Genomic DNA, 13,829 nt, shown 5'->3' with positions numbered 1-13,829 from the left:
GGGGAGCCGCCGCGGCCGACGTGCGTCCGGCACGGAGCGCCGGCGCGGAGCGCCCTCGTCGCGGCCCTCACAGCGCCGGGGACGCCTCCGGGGACGCCTCGCAGTGGTCGAGTTCGGCGAGGTGGGCCGCGTCGAACTCGATCTCGGCGGTCTTCGTGGCGCCGGCGGGCACCGTGACGTCCTGGTAGGCGAAGTCGGCCGGGTGGTCGTCGCGGTCCATGAAGTCGACGTTCACCGTGAAGGTGCCCTCGCGGGTGTTGGGGTTGGTGACCTCGACGGTGGCGTAGGGCTTCTCATGCGTCGCGCAGCTCACCAGTTCCACCGTGGCGTCCTGGAGGGACGGGGTGCTGTTCCCTCCGTTGCCGCCGCCTCCGCTGCCGTGCTCGTCATCGTCGTAGTCGTGGTCCCCGTACGAACCGCCGCCCGTCGACGACGAGCTGTCGTGGTTCTGGCTGGAGCTGCTGCAGCCGCCGCCTCCCCCGCCGTCGCCGCCGCCGCTGCCGTGACCGCGTCCCGTCGAGAAGCCGGTCAGGGTCAGGACCACCAGTGCCGAGACCGCCGTGTACCTGATTGCTCGCCCCCGTGTCGTCATGCCGCCAAGCTAGCGATCACGTGTCACGAGCATGTCACCGCCGCGCCACGGCCGTGCGCGGCCCGGGAGCCCCGCGCGGCCCGGCGTCACGCCGTGCGGGCCGTCCCGGTTCCCTTCTCCGCGTCCAGCGCGTACACGCACCGGTCCTTGCTGCAGGCGTACACGATGCCGTCCCGGACCACCGGGGAGCCGGTGATCTCGCCGCCCGTGGCCAGCTTCCAGCGCAGGCGGCCGTCGGCGGCCTTCAGCGTGTAGAGCAGGTGGTCCGTCGAGCCGAAGTGGATGCGGCCCTCGGCCACCGCGGGCGCGCCCACGATGTCGCCGCCCGCCTGGAAGCGCCACTTGGGCGTGCCCGTGACGGCGTCCAGCGTGTAGAGGCCCTTGCCGCTGCCCACGTGCACGTGGCCGGCGGCCACCAGGACGGGCTCCACCGAGGCCCGGGCCTCCGTGGCGATGCGCCAGCGGTCGCGGCCGTCGGTGGCGTCGAGGGCGTAGACGGTGCCGAGGTAGTCGGCCAGGTACACCCCGCCGCCGGTCACCGCCGGGCCCGGCACGAAGGCCGGCGGTGACAGGAAGACCGCGGGGGCCTCGAACTGCCAGCGGACGTGGCCCGTGGTGACCTCCAGGGCCAGGACGCGGGTGCCGGCGGAGACGTACACGTAGCCGTCGGGTGCCCGGGTCAGGCGGACGGGCACGCCGCCGCAGGAGGCGGCGTCGCCGATCGGGTACGACCAGCGCTCGTCGCCGGTACGGGCGTCCAGGGCGCGCAGCCGGGCGTCCTGCCAGACGTACACGGTGCCGTCGTGGACCGCGGCGCCCGCCTCGGGGGACTCGAAGTCGGTCTGGGCGCCGGTGATCTCCCACAGTTTCCGGCCGCTGGAAGCTTCCCAGCCCTGGACGCCGCCGCCGCGCGTGCCGGTGACGACCGTGCCCCGGTCGGCCTTCAGCGAGTACACCCAGGCGTCCGTCTGGACGCGCCAGAGGTCGGTGCCCTCGCGGGCGTCCAGGGCGAAGAGCGTCGGGCCGTCGGAGGCGTGGATACGGCCGTCCGCGACCGCCATCGACCAGGCCACGTCGCGGGTCTTGAACCGCCGGCGTCCGGTGGCCACGTCCAGGGCGTGCACCTCGAAGGAGGTGACGTAGACGAGGTCGCCGGCGACGGACGGGGTGCCCCAGACGTCGTTGGACATGCGGAAGCGCCAGGGGCGCCAGCCGGTCGCCGCCGCCTCCGGGGGCACGGCGGGAGCGGGCGGCGCGGAGGACGCGGCGGGGTCGGCGCCGTTGACGCCGGGGCGCGGCTTGGCCCAGGAGGCGGCGAGGGCGGCCTCGGGCGGGGGCGCCGCGACGGCGGCGGCGCGGGCCGGGGCCGATGGGCACCGCCGCGCCGGCCAGCCGCACGGGCCCGGTGTCGGGGGCGCCGACGGGTGCGGGTACGGGCGGCGCCGGGACGGCCGGGGCGTGCGAGGGCGGGGGCGGGGGCGGCGGCACGTGCGGCCGGGCCGGGCCGCCCGAGCCCGCGCTGCGTCCGCCGGCCGGGGAGGGCTTGACCGCGGGACGGCCGTTGCGGCGGCTCTCGATGAGGCTCACCGCCCGCTCGGGCAGCCACGCCGACGCCGTACCGCTGTCGTCGGAGCCGGAGCCGAACAGGTGCGGCGCGAGCTGGGCCTGGAGGTCGGCGGGGTTGGGGCGGGCCGTCGCCTCCATCTGCATGCAGGACTCGATGAGCGGGCGCAGCTCGTCCGGGAGGCCGTCGAGGTCCGGGCCCTCGCGCAGCAGCATGAAGACGGTCTCGACGGGGTTGGCCCCGTGGAAGGGCGGGTGGCCCGTGGCGGCGAAGACCAGCATCGAGCCGAGCGAGAACACGTCGCTGGCGCCCGTCACGCTGCGCGAGTCCTTCGCCTGCTCCGGCGACATGTAGGCGGGCGTGCCGACGGCGACGTTCGTCATCGTCAGACGCGTGTTCGAGACGCCGGACGCGATACCGAAGTCGATCACCCGGGGGCCGTCCTCCACGACGAGGACGTTGGAGGGCTTCAGGTCGCGGTGGACGAGGCCGGCACCGTGGATCGACTGGAGGGCCTCGGCCACACCCGCCGCCAGCCAGCGCACCGCCTGGGCCGGCAGCGGTCCGCACTCGTTCACTATCTCCTCGAGAGAGGGCGCGGGAACGTACGCGGTGGCCAGCCACGGCACGGCGGCGCGGGGATCGGCGTCGACCACGGCCGCCGTGTAGAAGCCGGACACCGCGCGGGCCGCCTCGACCTCGCGTGTGAAGCGGACGCGGAACAGCTGGTCCTCGGCGAGCTCCGTCCGGACCGTCTTGATCGCCACGCGCCGGCCGGACGCCGAGCGCGCGAGATAGACCAGCCCCATGCCGCCGGCCCCCAGCCGTCCCAGCACCTCGAACGGCCCGATACGCCGCGGATCGTGCTGTGTCAGCTGATCCACCACTTGCCTGCCACCTCCCCGTACGAGCCGCGCCACCCACATATGTACGCGACCGAAGTGCAGCGTCTCACCACCGCACCGCCATGGCGGCACGCACCCCGATTCTTCCTGTCCGAGGCGCCGGTGGCGAACCCGGGGACAAACGGGGTGTCCCAGCTCGATCCCGGGCAAAGGTCATGCCCCAGCCGTGCTCCGGCCGCGCTCCGGCCGCGCCCGTTCACCGGTGCAGCAGCGCGAACGACGCCCCCTGGTCGTCGGTGACCACGGCCACCCGCCCGTACGACGTCTCGAACGGCGGCACCTGCACCCGGCCGCCCAGCCGGGCCACAGCCCCGAGCGCGGCCTCGCCGTCCGCCACCCGGAAGTGGACGAGGAAGTGCGGCGGCATCTCGGCGGGGAAGACGTCGGAGAGGGGGGCGCGGCCGAAGTCCGGCTCGGCGCCGGGGCCGAAGAGCGCGGCGTGGAACAGTTCGCCGTAGAAGGCGTTGGCGGCCTCGGTGTCCCGGGTGTAGAGCTCGGCCCAGCCGAAGGTGCCCGGTTCGTGCCGCTTGCCGAAGCCCGCGAAGCCCGGGGAGCCGGTGGTGCCCGTGGGGCCGGCCGGAGCGCCCGGCTGCAGCAGGGCGAAGACCGCGCCCTGGGGATCGGTGACGAGGGCGGTGGTGCCCAGCTCGCCGGCCGGCTGGGGCGGCGTGACGATCTGCCCGCCCTCCGCCCGGATCCGCGCGGTCAGCGCCTCGGCGTCCGGGGTGGCGAAGTACACCGTCCAGACGGTGGGCATGCGGCCGTCCGTCTTGGGCACGAGCGCGGCGACGGGCTCGCCGTCCAGCCGCGCCCACACGGACCTGCCGTGCCCCGCCTCCTCGAAGGTCCACCCGAAGAGTCCGCCGTAGAAGCGCTTGCCCGCCTCGACGTCGGGAAGCTGCGCGTCCACCCAGCAGGGGACGCCCTCGGCGAAGCCCCCGGCGGAACCACCGGCGGATCCACCGGCGGATCCACCGGCAGTCGGTGATGCCCTGTTTTCGGCCATGCCGTCAAAGTAACCGCGTCCCGTGCACCGCGCAGACCAGGCACACCAGCCTCTCTTCGCCCGCGCACCCCATTTGCAGTCGGCCGAATCGCGCTCGGATCACCCGTCGGTAAGCTGACGGCATGACAGGACAAGTGCGTACCGTCGACGGCCGCGTGGCCGGTCGACGTGGGCAGCAGACACGGCAGAAATTGCTCGACTGCCTCAGTGAAATGCTCAGCTCCTCTCCCTACCGGGACGTCAAGGTCATCGACGTCGCCCGGAAGGCGGGCACTTCGCCCGCCACCTTCTATCAATACTTTCCCGATGTCGAAGGTGCCGTCCTCGAGCTCGCCGACCAAATGGTCACAGAGGGCGCCGAGTTGACCGAAGTTGTCCAGGGCCGCACGTGGGTCGGCAAGGCCGGCTGGCAGACGGCTCAGGAACTGGTCGAGGGATTCCTGGAGTTCTGGCGGCGCAACGACGCCATCCTCCGCGTCGTCGACCTCGGCGCCGCCGAGGGCGACAAGCGCTTCGCCAAGCTCCGTACGAAGATCCTCAGCTCGGTGAACAGTTCTCTTTCGGACTCCGTCGCGGGGCTCCAGGCCAAGGGAAAGGTCGACAAGGACGTGAACCCGGCGGCGATCGCCGGCGCGCTGGTCGCGATGCTCGCGGCCGTGGCCTCCCATCAGAAGGGCTTCGTCTCGTCGGGCGTGAAGCAGGCCGAAGTGAAGCCGACGCTCGCGCTGTTGGTCTACTTGGGGGTGACCGGCAAGAAGCCCACGAAGTAACGCGGCGGGCCGCGCGCACGGCCCCTCGTCCGCACCAAGTCCTGTCTGGCAGGCGGTGGTTCACCCGAGTGGACCGCCGCCTGTTGCGCTGTCCGGCCCCTGGGGCCCCGGCACCCCCGCGTCCGGCTACGCCGGCAGCGGCCGGTCCTTCACCACGTGCTTCATCACCAGCGTCGACGTCAGCCGCTGCACCCCGGGGAGGGTGGCGAGCCGCTCGTCGTAGAGCCGCTGGTAGGCCGCCAGGTCGGCGGCGACGACCCGCAGCAGGTAGTCGGGCTCTCCGAACAGCCGCTGCGCCTCGACCACCTCGGCCACCTCGCCGACCGCCCGCTCGAACCCCTCGACGGTGTCCCGGTCCTCCTGCCGCATCGACACGAAGACCAGCGCCTCGAAGGCCAGCCCGACGGCCGCCGGATCGACGACCGCGCGGTAGCCGCCGATCGCCCCCGACCTCTCCAGCTCCCGCAGCCGCCGGTGACACGGCGAGACGCTCAGCCGCACCCGCGAGGCCAGCTCGGTCACGGTCAGCCGCCCGTCCTGCTGGAGCTCGGCAAGAATCTTCCGGTCCATGTCGTCCACGGAGAAGATTCTTCCACCATAGGCGGCGATGTGGACAAACTTCGGGAACACCTTTCGGACAACTCCGCCTAATCTTCCCCGCATGGACTCGGGAACCCTCATCTCCTTCCTCGCCCTGGACTTCCTGCTGGTGTGCGTGCCGGGCGCGGACTGGGCGTACGCCGTCTCCGCCGGGCTGCGCGAGAGGTCGGTGACATGGGCGGTGGGCGGACTGGTCACCGGGTACGCGCTGCACACGCTGCTCGCGGCGGCCGGCCTCGCGGTCCTCGTGGCCGGCTCCCCGGCCCTGCTCACGGCGCTGACGGTGGTGGGGGCGGCGTACCTCGTGCGGCTCGGGTGGGGGGTGCTGCGCCGTCCGGGCACCGTGGAGGCCGCCGAAGGGCCCGGCGGGGCGGGGGTGCGCGCCGAGTCCCGGGGGCGGGTCTTCCTGCGCGGTGCCGCGATCAGCGGGCTGAACCCCAAGGGGCTGCTGCTCTACCTCTCCGTGCTGCCGCAGTTCCTGGTCACCGGGGGCGGCCGTCTGCCGGTGCCCGCGCAGACCGTCGCCCTGGGCCTGCTGCACATGGCCTGCTGCGCCGCCGTGTACCTCACGGTCGGCCTCGGCGCCCGCGCCGTCCTGGGCGCCCGGCCGGCCGCCGCCCGCGCGGTCACCCGTACCTCCGGCGCCGCGATGCTGGGCATCGGCGCGGTGCTGCTGGTGCAGCGACTGGCGACGATCTGACGGGCGTGGCACCGCACGGCGGGCGGCGTACCGCGGTCTGATGGCTTCGACGGGGAACACGGGCCCGCCGGGTCGGCGTTGACTCGTCGAGGACGCCCCGATCGCCGGAGGAGACCGCCATGGCCCTGACCCGCGAAGAGCGAGAGACGTTCCTGGCCGAACCGCACATCGCCGCGCTCGCCGTCGACGCGGGAGCGGGACGCGCCCCGCTCACCGTGCCGATCTGGTACCAGTACGAGCCCGGCGGCGACGTATGGATCATGACCGGGCTGGACAGCCGCAAGAACGAGCTGATCAAGGCGTCGGGGCGGTTCTCCCTGATGGTCGACCGGCTGGACCCCACGATCCGGTACGTGTCGGTGGAGGGGCCGGTCGTCGAGACGGTGCCCGCCACGGTCGAGCGGCTGCGGGAGCTCGCCGCCCGCTACCTGCCGGCCGAGAAGGTCGACGGCTACGTCGAGTTCGCCTGGAAGGACCACGGCGAGCAGGTCGTCATCCGCATGCGGCCGGAGCGCTGGGTGTCGTCCGACCTCGGCACGGTGTGAACACCGGACCGCGGGCCGCGGCGCGCGGTGCGCGGCGCGTGACAATCGGGGCATGGGAACCGATCTTCACGAGCTGCTGAGGTCACTGCGGGTGTGGGACCCGGCGGTCACCGAACTGCCCGCCTTCGACCCGGCCGTCGCGCCCGCCGACCCCCTGCCCCTGTTCGCGCGGTGGTTCGCCGACGCGGTGGCGGCCGGGCAGACCGAGCCGCACACCATGTCGCTGGCCACGGCGGACGCGGACGGCGTGCCCGACGTACGGATCGTGATGCTGCACGGCGCGGACGCGGACGGCTGGTCCTTCGCCACGCACGCGGGCAGCCGCAAGGGCCGTCACCTCGCCGCCCGTCCGTACGCCGCCCTCGTCTTCTACTGGCCGGTGCTGGGCCGCCAGGTGCGCGTCCGCGGTCCGGTCGCCGTCGCCCCGGCCGAGGAGGCGCGGTCCGATCTGCACGCCCGCTCGGCCGGTGCCCTGGCCGCCGCCCTCACCGGCCGGCAGAGCGAGCCCCTGAGCTCGCCGGACGAGCTGGCCCGCGCCTCCGAGGCGGCGTGGGACCGGGCCGGGCGGGAGCCGGACACGCCCGTTCCGTCCTGGACGCTGTACCGCCTGGAGCCGGACGAGGTGGAGTTCTTCCAGGGCGAGGCGCGCCGCCGCCACGTACGGCTGGCCTACCGGCGGTCGGAGGAGGGCTGGAGGAAGCTCCTGCTGTGGCCGTGAGCGTCGGTCACCGTCCGTCGGGCGCGGCGGGCTCGGGGTCCACCGCGAGCCGGGCGTGCAGATGCGCGTCCCGGAAGGCGTCGTGCCGGCCGGCCTCGAACATCGCGCCGCGCATGGTCCCTTCATATGCGTACCCGCACCGCTCGGCGACCCGGCAGGAGACCTCGTGCCCGACCGCGTGGCCGAGCTCCAGCCGGTGCAGGCCGAGTTCCTCGAAGGCCCAGCGCGAGACGAGGAGCAGGGCGCGGGTGGCGACGCCCCGGCCGCGGGCCTCGGGGAGCACCCAGTAGCCGACACGGGCCAGCTTCAGGGGCTGGTTGATCTCGTTGAGGCCGATGTGCCCCAGCGCCGCCCCGCTGTCGCCGTCCGTGATCCGGAACGACGCGGACCTGCCCTCGGCGGCGTCCCGGGCCCGCGCGCGCAGCGACTCACGGGCGTCGGCGACGTCGGTGATCAGCCTGAGCGGCGTGTTCCAGCGCTGGAACTCGGGGTCGAGGCAGCCGCGCAGCCAGGTCTCCACGTCGGCGGCGGAGCCGGCGTCCCACGGAACGAGGCTGAGGCCGTGCCCGCGCGGTCCGGTGAGGGCGGGGGCGAGGGTACGCATGCGTGTGTGGGCCATTGGGTCATTCAATCGGACCGCACCGGTCCAGCCGGCCAGGGCGTGACAACCGGTCCGCGCCCGCTCCACACGGCGTCGACAGCCTTACGGACGCCGCCGGCCGAGGACACAGAACTCGTTGCCTTCGGGGTCCGCCAGGACGACCCACGGTTGATCACCCTGGCCGATGTCGACGCGCCGTGCGCCGTGCGCCAGAAGACGAGCCACCTCGGCGTCCTGGTCGTCGGGCCTGAAGTCGAGGTGCAGTCGGCTCTTGACCTTCTTGCTCTCGTCGAGCCGGACGAAGTCCAGCCCCGGCAGGCGATCCGGCTCCGGGCGGATCTCGAACTCCTCGTCGGAGGAGTGGACCACCACCCAGCCGAGAGCGTCGGCCCACCACTGCCCCAGGGCCGCCGGGTCTTCGGAGTGGACGATCACCTGTTCCCATTCCAAGGTCATCCGGCGAGCTTAGACGTGCCGGGCCGCGAGGGACAGGTCCCGGCCCGCCTCACGCCCCTGTCGGCCGCGGACCGTTCCGCGCCACCTCACCGGCCCGAGCGCGGACACCGTGATCGATCCGCAACCGATTCCGGTCTTGACCGAGACCCATCAAGTCGGTGCGCGATTACGCTCGCGGCATGGCCGACTCCACAGCGTCCACCGACCCGTCACCGGCGGACCGCCCCGTCTACGTCATCGGCGGCGGCCCGGGCGGCCTCGCCGTCGCGTACGCCCTGCGCGCGCGGGGCGTACGGGCCGTCGTCCTGGAGCGGTCCGACCGCGTCGGCGCCTCCTGGCGGCGCCACTACGACCGGCTGCGCCTGCACACCACGCGCCGTCTGTCCTCGCTGCCGGGCCTGCCGATGCCGCGCCGCTTCGGGCGGTGGCCGGCCCGCGACGACGTGGTGCGGTACCTGGAGACGTACGCCGAGCACCATCGTCTGGAGGTCGTCACCGGCGTCGAGGTCTCCCGCGTCGAGCGCGCGCCCGACGACGCCGGCTGGCTGCTGAGCGCCACCGGCGGCCGCCGGCTGACCGGCGCCGCGGTCGTGGTCGCCACCGGCCACAACCACACCCCGCACGTGCCGGACTGGCCCGGCCGCGACACGTACACCGGGGAGTTCCTGCACGCCTCCGCGTACCGCGCCCCGGCTCCCTACGCGGGCCGCGACGTCCTCGTCGTGGGCGCCGGCAACACCGGGGCGGAGATCGCCGTGGACCTGGTGGAGGGCGGCGCCTCGCGGGTCCGCCTGTCCGTGCGCACCCCGCCGCACATCGTCCGCCGCTCCACCGCCGGCTGGCCCGCCCAGTACACGGGCGTCCTCGTCCGGCGGCTGCCCGTCGGCCTCGTCGACCGGCTCGCCCGGCCACTGGCCCGGATCAGCGTGCCCGACCTGTCGGCCCACGGACTGGCCCGGCCGGGCACCGGCCTCTACAGTCGGGTCACCGAGGGCGCCGTCCCGGTGCAGGACGTCGGCCTGATCGACGCCGTGCGCCGGGGCCGGGTCGAGATCGTGGCCGCCGTCGACGGCTTCGAGGCCGGCAAGACGATCCTCGCCGACGGCACCCGCATCGCCCCGGACGCGGTGATCGCCGCCACCGGGTACCGCCGGGGCCTGGAGGGGCTGGTGGGCCACCTCGGCGTGCTCGACGCACACGGCAGGCCGACCGCCCGGGCCGCCCGAACCCCGCGGAACGCCCCCGGCCTGTACTTCACCGGCTTCACCAACCCGATCAGCGGCATGCTCCGCGAACTGGCGATCGACGCGGAGCTGATCGCCAAGGCCGTCGTGAAGCAGAGCGCGGGCGCGGTCCCGCGACTGCCCGGCTGAGGGTCCGCGCACGCGTTCGCCCGCCCCCGGGGAGGCCGACGCGCGGTCAGGACACCGCGATCGCCCGAGCCGGGCGCCGCCGGATCACCAGGGCCATCAGGGCCGCCGCCGCGCACAGGGCGCCGGAGGCGTACCAGACGACGTCGTAGGAGCCGAACGTGTCGCGGGCGACGCCGCCGAGGAAGGCGACGAGGGCGGCGCCGACCTGGTGGGAGGCGAGGACCCAGCCGAAGACGATCGCGCTGTCGTCGCCGTACTGCTCGCGGCACAGGGCGAGGGTGGGCGGGACGGTGGCGACCCAGTCGAGGCCGTAGAAGACGATGAAGAAGATCATCGGCGGGTGGACGCTGGGCGCCAGCAGCATCGGGAGGAAGAGCAGGGAGACGCCGCGCAGGGCGTAGTACACGGCGAGCAGCCGGCGCGGTTCGAAGCGGTCGGTGAACCAGCCGGAGGCGATGGTGCCGACCACGTCGAACACGCCGATGACGGCGAGCAGCGAGGCGGCGGCCGTGACGGGCATGCCGTGGTCGTGGGCGGCCGGCACGAAGTGGGTCTGGATCAGGCCGTTGGTCGAGGCGCCGCAGATCGCGAAGGTGCCGGCCAGCAGCCAGAACGGGCCGGTGCGCACGGCCGAGAAGAGGACCGTGAGCGCGCGGCGGGCGGCGCCGGGGACGGGCGCGGGCTTGGGGACGAACTCCTCGGCGCCGTAAGGCTTCTGGCCGACGTCGGCCGGGTGGTCGTGCAGCAGCAGCCAGACGAAGGGGACGACGGCGAGGGCGGCGAGCGCGACCGTGACGGCCGCCGGGCGCCAGTCGTGGCGCTCGACCATCCAGGACAGCACCGGCAGGAAGATCAGCTGCCCGGAGGCGGACGCGGCGGTGAGGATGCCGCTGACCAGGCCGCGCCGCTCGGTGAACCAGCGGTTGGTGACGGTGGCCGCGAACGCCAGCGCCATCGAGCCGGAGCCGAGGCCGACCAGCAGGCCCCAGCACAGCAGCAGCTGCCAGGCGGAGTCCATCCACACCGTCAGACCGGAGCCGAGTGCGATGACCGTCAGGGCGACCGCGACCACGCGCCGGATGCCGAAGCGGTCCATCAGCGCCGCCGCGAAGGGAGCCGTCAGTCCGTACAGCGCGAGGTTGACGGAGACGGCGGCGCCGATCGTGCCGCGTGACCAGCCGAACTCCTGGTGGAGCGGGTCGATGAGGAGGCCGGGCACGGACCGGAAGGCGGCTGCGCCGATGATCGTCACGAAGGTGACGGCGGCGACGAACCAGGCACGGTGCACCCGGGTGCGGCGCGGCGGCCGGGCGTCCTGGGGCTGTTCCACTGCGGTTGCGGTGTCGGTTGTCTCGGTCACGTCATGAAGCTTCCGGTGCGGGACGCACTCGATCGAGTGGCCCGACAGACAGTGTTCGCTAGGATCGGGCCATGGAGAACGCAACGGATCAGGACGCGGCCCCGGGACAGGGCTTCCGGCCGCACCGCGTCGTCGTCCTCGCCCTCGACGGGCTGCTCCCCTTCGAACTGGGCATCCCGCAGCGCATCTTCGGACGCGCCAAGGACGAGCGGAACCGGCGGCTGTACGAGGTCGTCACCTGCTCCGTCCGCCCGCCGGGGCCGGTCGACACCGACGCGGACTTCGCGATCCTGGTCGAGAACGGCCCGGAGGCCCTGGCCACCGCCGACACCGTCGTCATCCCGGCCTCCTACGAGCTCGGCCCGGTCCACGAGGAGGGCGTGCTGACCGAGGAACTGGCCGCCGCGCTCGCCCTGATCCGCCCCGGCACCCGGCTCGTCGCCATCTGCACCGGTGGCTACGTCCTCGCCGCCGCCGGACACCTCGACGGCCGCCCGGCGACCACGCACTGGGCCTCGGCCGAGCACTTCCAGCGGCTCTTCCCCAAGGTCCGGGTGGACGCGGACGTGCTGTTCATCGACGACGGCGACGTGCTGACCTCGGCCGGGGTGGCGGCCGGGATCGACCTGTGCGTGCACATCGTGCGCCGGGACCACGGCACCGCCGTCGCCAACGAGGTGGCCCGCCGGACGGTCGTCCCGCCCTACCGCGACGGCGGGCAGGCGCAGTACATCGAGCGGCCGGTCCCCGACCCGCAGCAGTCGTCCACGACCAGCGCCCGGGCCTGGGCTCTCGGACGCCTCCAGGAGCCGATCCAGCTGAGGGACATGGCCGCGCAGGAATCCATGTCCGTGCGGACCTTCACCCGCCGCTTCCGCGAGGAGGTCGGCATCAGCCCGGGGCAGTGGCTGACCCAGCAGCGCGTCGAACGGGCCCGGCATCTGCTGGAGTCCACCGACCTGTCCGTCGACCAGGTGGCCCGCGACGCGGGCTTCGGCACGGCCCAGTCGATGCGTCAGCACCTTCAGGCGGCGCTCGGTGTCACGCCGACCGCGTACCGGCGCACCTTCCGGGCCGGGGACGGAGCCGGCGACTCCCGCGGCGGTCTCCCTCCGCGCACGTACGCCGCGGCGAGGACCGCGCCCGGCAAGTAGCCGGCACACCCACCGAGCATCCACAGGCTGTGGACAACTTTTCGGGATGCGGCCCGGCACTGCCGGCGCCCCCCACGGTCGGCGGCGCGGCGCTGTCCGCCCCGAGCACGGCACCGCACGCCGCCGACCGACTCCGGCGCTCCCGCCCCGGTTCCCCATTCCCCCGGGAGAACCGACGCCGAATCACGACTCACACTCGTCGAGGGCACCGTCACCGGGCTGCCCTCGTCGTCCCCTCGCGGCGAATCGTCGACTACCAGCGTGATCACACGGTCACGGGCCGTCAACACCCAATAGGGCGTTCATCACTGACGTACTGTTCGGGACGCAAGCGCACGGAAGCACACACCGGCGCACTCAGGCGCCTCGATCGCGGAGAGCCGGGCACCCGTGCCCCCGTGCCCCTATACGGCCTCGTACGCGAGCCCTTCGTACGTCACCGATCCGCCGCCGCAGGCCGGTGCGGCCTCCTGCCGCCCGGCACAGCGGTCCAGTTCGCACCAGATACGCTTGCCGGCGCCCTCACGGCTCCAGCCCCAGCGGTCGGCGAGACCGTCGACGAGGGCGAGCCCCCGGCCGCCCGTCGCGTCGCCGTCCACACACCGGGGCACCGGGGCCCGGTCGCTGGCGTCGTCCACTTCGAGGCGCACCGTGACCTCCTCGGTCACCGCCCCCGGCAGGGAGAGCCGCAGCACGGCCGGACGCCCGGTGTGCACCACGGCGTTGGTGACGAGTTCGGAGACGAGCAGGACCAGCGTCTCGGCGAGCGGCTCGTCGTCCTGTATCCCCGCGCCGACGAGCCGCGAGCGCGCCCACCGCCGCGCCCGCCCCACCTCCGCGGGGTCGGGCCGGATCTCCAGCTGCACTTGAAGCACCTGCACCGCTCACACCATCCGAACCGGCGGACACAAAGGCTCGCGCCTCACGAGGGCCACGATCGTAGCCATTTTCTGCATGACCAGAACAACGGCCGAGTCAGAGATCACGGAACGTGAGTCCCTTGTGAGACAGCATGGTTGACGTACAGTCACCCCAACAAGCGCTTCGGGCATATTCCAGCGCGAAGGATTACCCGTGCGGCATACTGTGCGACGCTCGTTGTGGGGAGTCGAACAGGCAGCGGCCGAAGGCCGTTCTGCCCCGCGAGCAAAGGCGCGCACCGCCGGACCCGGAGCCACCCCAGGGGCAACACCGGCACGGCTTGCGCTCGGAACCACTCGCATCTCACACAAGGTACCCGAGTACGGTGTCGACTCCGGGCCGTGACGGGTCGCCCGACCGGCACGACACAGCATCGACTCTCCGTGATCGAGGTGTGCCACGATCCGCGACATCCGCACGGGCGTCATCGAAGACATCGCAGGACAGAGGCGGTTCGCCCGCTACGGGAGACCGGCCGACAACGAGTACCTGATCACTCTTCGTGAGGGGTACGGTACGTCGGGTGTGCGCCCGGGCGTGTTGCACGACGCCTCGGCGGGCACT

The 13,829-nt window shown here is 73.4% G+C and carries 13 protein-coding genes and 1 pseudogene; 6 read left to right on the top strand and 8 right to left on the bottom strand.

Annotated features, from left to right (window positions below; genetic code table 11):
• Nucleotides 1-67: 67 nt before the first annotated feature.
• From IE260_RS15045 to kbpA, 3 genes and pseudogenes are all read right to left on the bottom strand, one after another.
• Nucleotides 68-592 (bottom strand): hypothetical protein, encoded by a 525-nt coding sequence (locus tag IE260_RS15045; protein ID WP_189871911.1) that lies wholly within the window; start codon nucleotides 590-592, stop codon nucleotides 68-70.
• Nucleotides 593-678: 86 nt separating this feature from the next.
• Nucleotides 679-3,043, bottom strand: a pseudogene (gene afsK, locus IE260_RS15040) (protein serine/threonine kinase AfsK).
• Nucleotides 3,044-3,257: 214 nt separating this feature from the next.
• Nucleotides 3,258-4,067: an AfsK-binding protein KbpA gene (gene kbpA / locus IE260_RS15035; protein ID WP_189871909.1), complete on the bottom strand. Its 810-nt coding sequence runs from the start codon at nucleotides 4,065-4,067 to the stop codon at nucleotides 3,258-3,260.
• 134 nt (nucleotides 4,068-4,201) lie between these two features.
• On the opposite strand from kbpA, the gene IE260_RS15030 reads away from it, so the two are divergent.
• Nucleotides 4,202-4,837, top strand: a complete 636-nt coding sequence (locus IE260_RS15030; RefSeq protein WP_189872141.1) for a TetR family transcriptional regulator — start codon at nucleotides 4,202-4,204, stop codon at nucleotides 4,835-4,837.
• A gap of 126 nt (nucleotides 4,838-4,963) precedes the next feature.
• Here IE260_RS15030 and IE260_RS15025 read toward each other — a convergent pair whose 3' ends face one another.
• Entirely contained in the window at nucleotides 4,964-5,416 is a 453-nt protein-coding gene (locus tag IE260_RS15025; protein WP_189871907.1) for an Lrp/AsnC family transcriptional regulator, read from the bottom strand.
• Nucleotides 5,417-5,498: 82 nt separating this feature from the next.
• Between IE260_RS15025 and IE260_RS15020 the strand changes: the two genes are divergently transcribed.
• The 3 genes from IE260_RS15020 to IE260_RS15010 all read left to right on the top strand — a co-directional run bounded on the left by IE260_RS15020 (nucleotide 5,499) and on the right by IE260_RS15010 (nucleotide 7,400).
• Complete coding sequence (locus IE260_RS15020) at nucleotides 5,499-6,137, top strand: LysE family translocator (RefSeq protein WP_189871905.1); 639 nt, start codon at nucleotides 5,499-5,501, stop codon at nucleotides 6,135-6,137.
• Nucleotides 6,138-6,256: 119 nt separating this feature from the next.
• Nucleotides 6,257-6,682, top strand: coding sequence for a pyridoxamine 5'-phosphate oxidase family protein (locus IE260_RS15015; protein WP_189871903.1), 426 nt, complete (start codon nucleotides 6,257-6,259; stop codon nucleotides 6,680-6,682).
• 52 nt (nucleotides 6,683-6,734) lie between these two features.
• Nucleotides 6,735-7,400 (top strand): pyridoxine/pyridoxamine 5'-phosphate oxidase, encoded by a 666-nt coding sequence (locus IE260_RS15010; protein WP_189871901.1) that lies wholly within the window; start codon nucleotides 6,735-6,737, stop codon nucleotides 7,398-7,400.
• Between the two features lie 7 nt (nucleotides 7,401-7,407).
• Here the strand turns inward: IE260_RS15010 and IE260_RS15005 are convergent, their stop codons facing one another.
• Both IE260_RS15005 and IE260_RS15000 read right to left on the bottom strand, forming a co-directional pair.
• Complete coding sequence (locus IE260_RS15005; RefSeq protein ID WP_189871900.1) at nucleotides 7,408-8,019, bottom strand: GNAT family N-acetyltransferase; 612 nt, start codon at nucleotides 8,017-8,019, stop codon at nucleotides 7,408-7,410.
• An 84-nt stretch (nucleotides 8,020-8,103) separates the two neighbouring features.
• On the bottom strand, nucleotides 8,104-8,457 hold the full coding sequence (locus IE260_RS15000) for a VOC family protein (RefSeq protein ID WP_189871898.1): 354 nt from the start codon (nucleotides 8,455-8,457) through the stop codon (nucleotides 8,104-8,106).
• A gap of 179 nt (nucleotides 8,458-8,636) precedes the next feature.
• Here IE260_RS15000 and IE260_RS14995 point away from each other — a divergent pair, with 179 nt between their 5' ends.
• The gene (locus IE260_RS14995; RefSeq protein WP_189871897.1) at nucleotides 8,637-9,830 is read left to right on the top strand and encodes a flavin-containing monooxygenase; all 1,194 of its coding nucleotides are present in this window, start codon (nucleotides 8,637-8,639) and stop codon (nucleotides 9,828-9,830) included.
• Nucleotides 9,831-9,876: 46 nt separating this feature from the next.
• Here the strand turns inward: IE260_RS14995 and IE260_RS14990 are convergent, their stop codons facing one another.
• Entirely contained in the window at nucleotides 9,877-11,190 is a 1,314-nt protein-coding gene (locus IE260_RS14990) for an MFS transporter (protein ID WP_189871895.1), read from the bottom strand.
• A 71-nt stretch (nucleotides 11,191-11,261) separates the two neighbouring features.
• Between IE260_RS14990 and IE260_RS14985 the strand changes: the two genes are divergently transcribed.
• Nucleotides 11,262-12,344 carry a GlxA family transcriptional regulator gene (locus tag IE260_RS14985; RefSeq protein ID WP_189871893.1) on the top strand — a complete coding sequence of 361 codons (1,083 nt, stop codon included), beginning with the start codon at nucleotides 11,262-11,264 and terminating at the stop codon, nucleotides 12,342-12,344.
• A gap of 404 nt (nucleotides 12,345-12,748) precedes the next feature.
• Here the strand turns inward: IE260_RS14985 and IE260_RS14980 are convergent, their stop codons facing one another.
• Nucleotides 12,749-13,210 (bottom strand): ATP-binding protein, encoded by a 462-nt coding sequence (locus IE260_RS14980; RefSeq protein WP_189872139.1) that lies wholly within the window; start codon nucleotides 13,208-13,210, stop codon nucleotides 12,749-12,751.
• Between the last annotated feature and the right edge of the window lie 619 nt (nucleotides 13,211-13,829).

Source organism: Streptomyces viridiviolaceus (assembly GCF_014650995.1).
In the GTDB taxonomy this organism is placed as follows: Bacteria; Actinomycetota; Actinomycetes; order Streptomycetales; family Streptomycetaceae; genus Streptomyces; species Streptomyces viridiviolaceus.
This window is presented reverse-complemented; position numbering and strand designations above follow the sequence as displayed.

Excerpts from the sequence above, each read along its gene's own strand:
- IE260_RS15045 (WP_189871911.1), bottom strand. The coding sequence starts at position 592 with ATGACGACACGGGGGCGAGCAATCAGGTACACGGCGGTCTCGGCACTG.
- kbpA (WP_189871909.1), bottom strand. The coding sequence starts at position 4,067 with ATGGCCGAAAACAGGGCATCACCGACTGCCGGTGGATCCGCCGGTGGA.
- IE260_RS15020 (WP_189871905.1), top strand. The coding sequence starts at position 5,499 with ATGGACTCGGGAACCCTCATCTCCTTCCTCGCCCTGGACTTCCTGCTG.
- IE260_RS15015 (WP_189871903.1), top strand. The coding sequence starts at position 6,257 with ATGGCCCTGACCCGCGAAGAGCGAGAGACGTTCCTGGCCGAACCGCAC.
- IE260_RS15010 (WP_189871901.1), top strand. The coding sequence starts at position 6,735 with ATGGGAACCGATCTTCACGAGCTGCTGAGGTCACTGCGGGTGTGGGAC.
- IE260_RS15005 (WP_189871900.1), bottom strand. The coding sequence starts at position 8,019 with ATGGCCCACACACGCATGCGTACCCTCGCCCCCGCCCTCACCGGACCG.
- IE260_RS15000 (WP_189871898.1), bottom strand. The coding sequence starts at position 8,457 with ATGACCTTGGAATGGGAACAGGTGATCGTCCACTCCGAAGACCCGGCG.
- IE260_RS14995 (WP_189871897.1), top strand. The coding sequence starts at position 8,637 with ATGGCCGACTCCACAGCGTCCACCGACCCGTCACCGGCGGACCGCCCC.
- IE260_RS14985 (WP_189871893.1), top strand. The coding sequence starts at position 11,262 with ATGGAGAACGCAACGGATCAGGACGCGGCCCCGGGACAGGGCTTCCGG.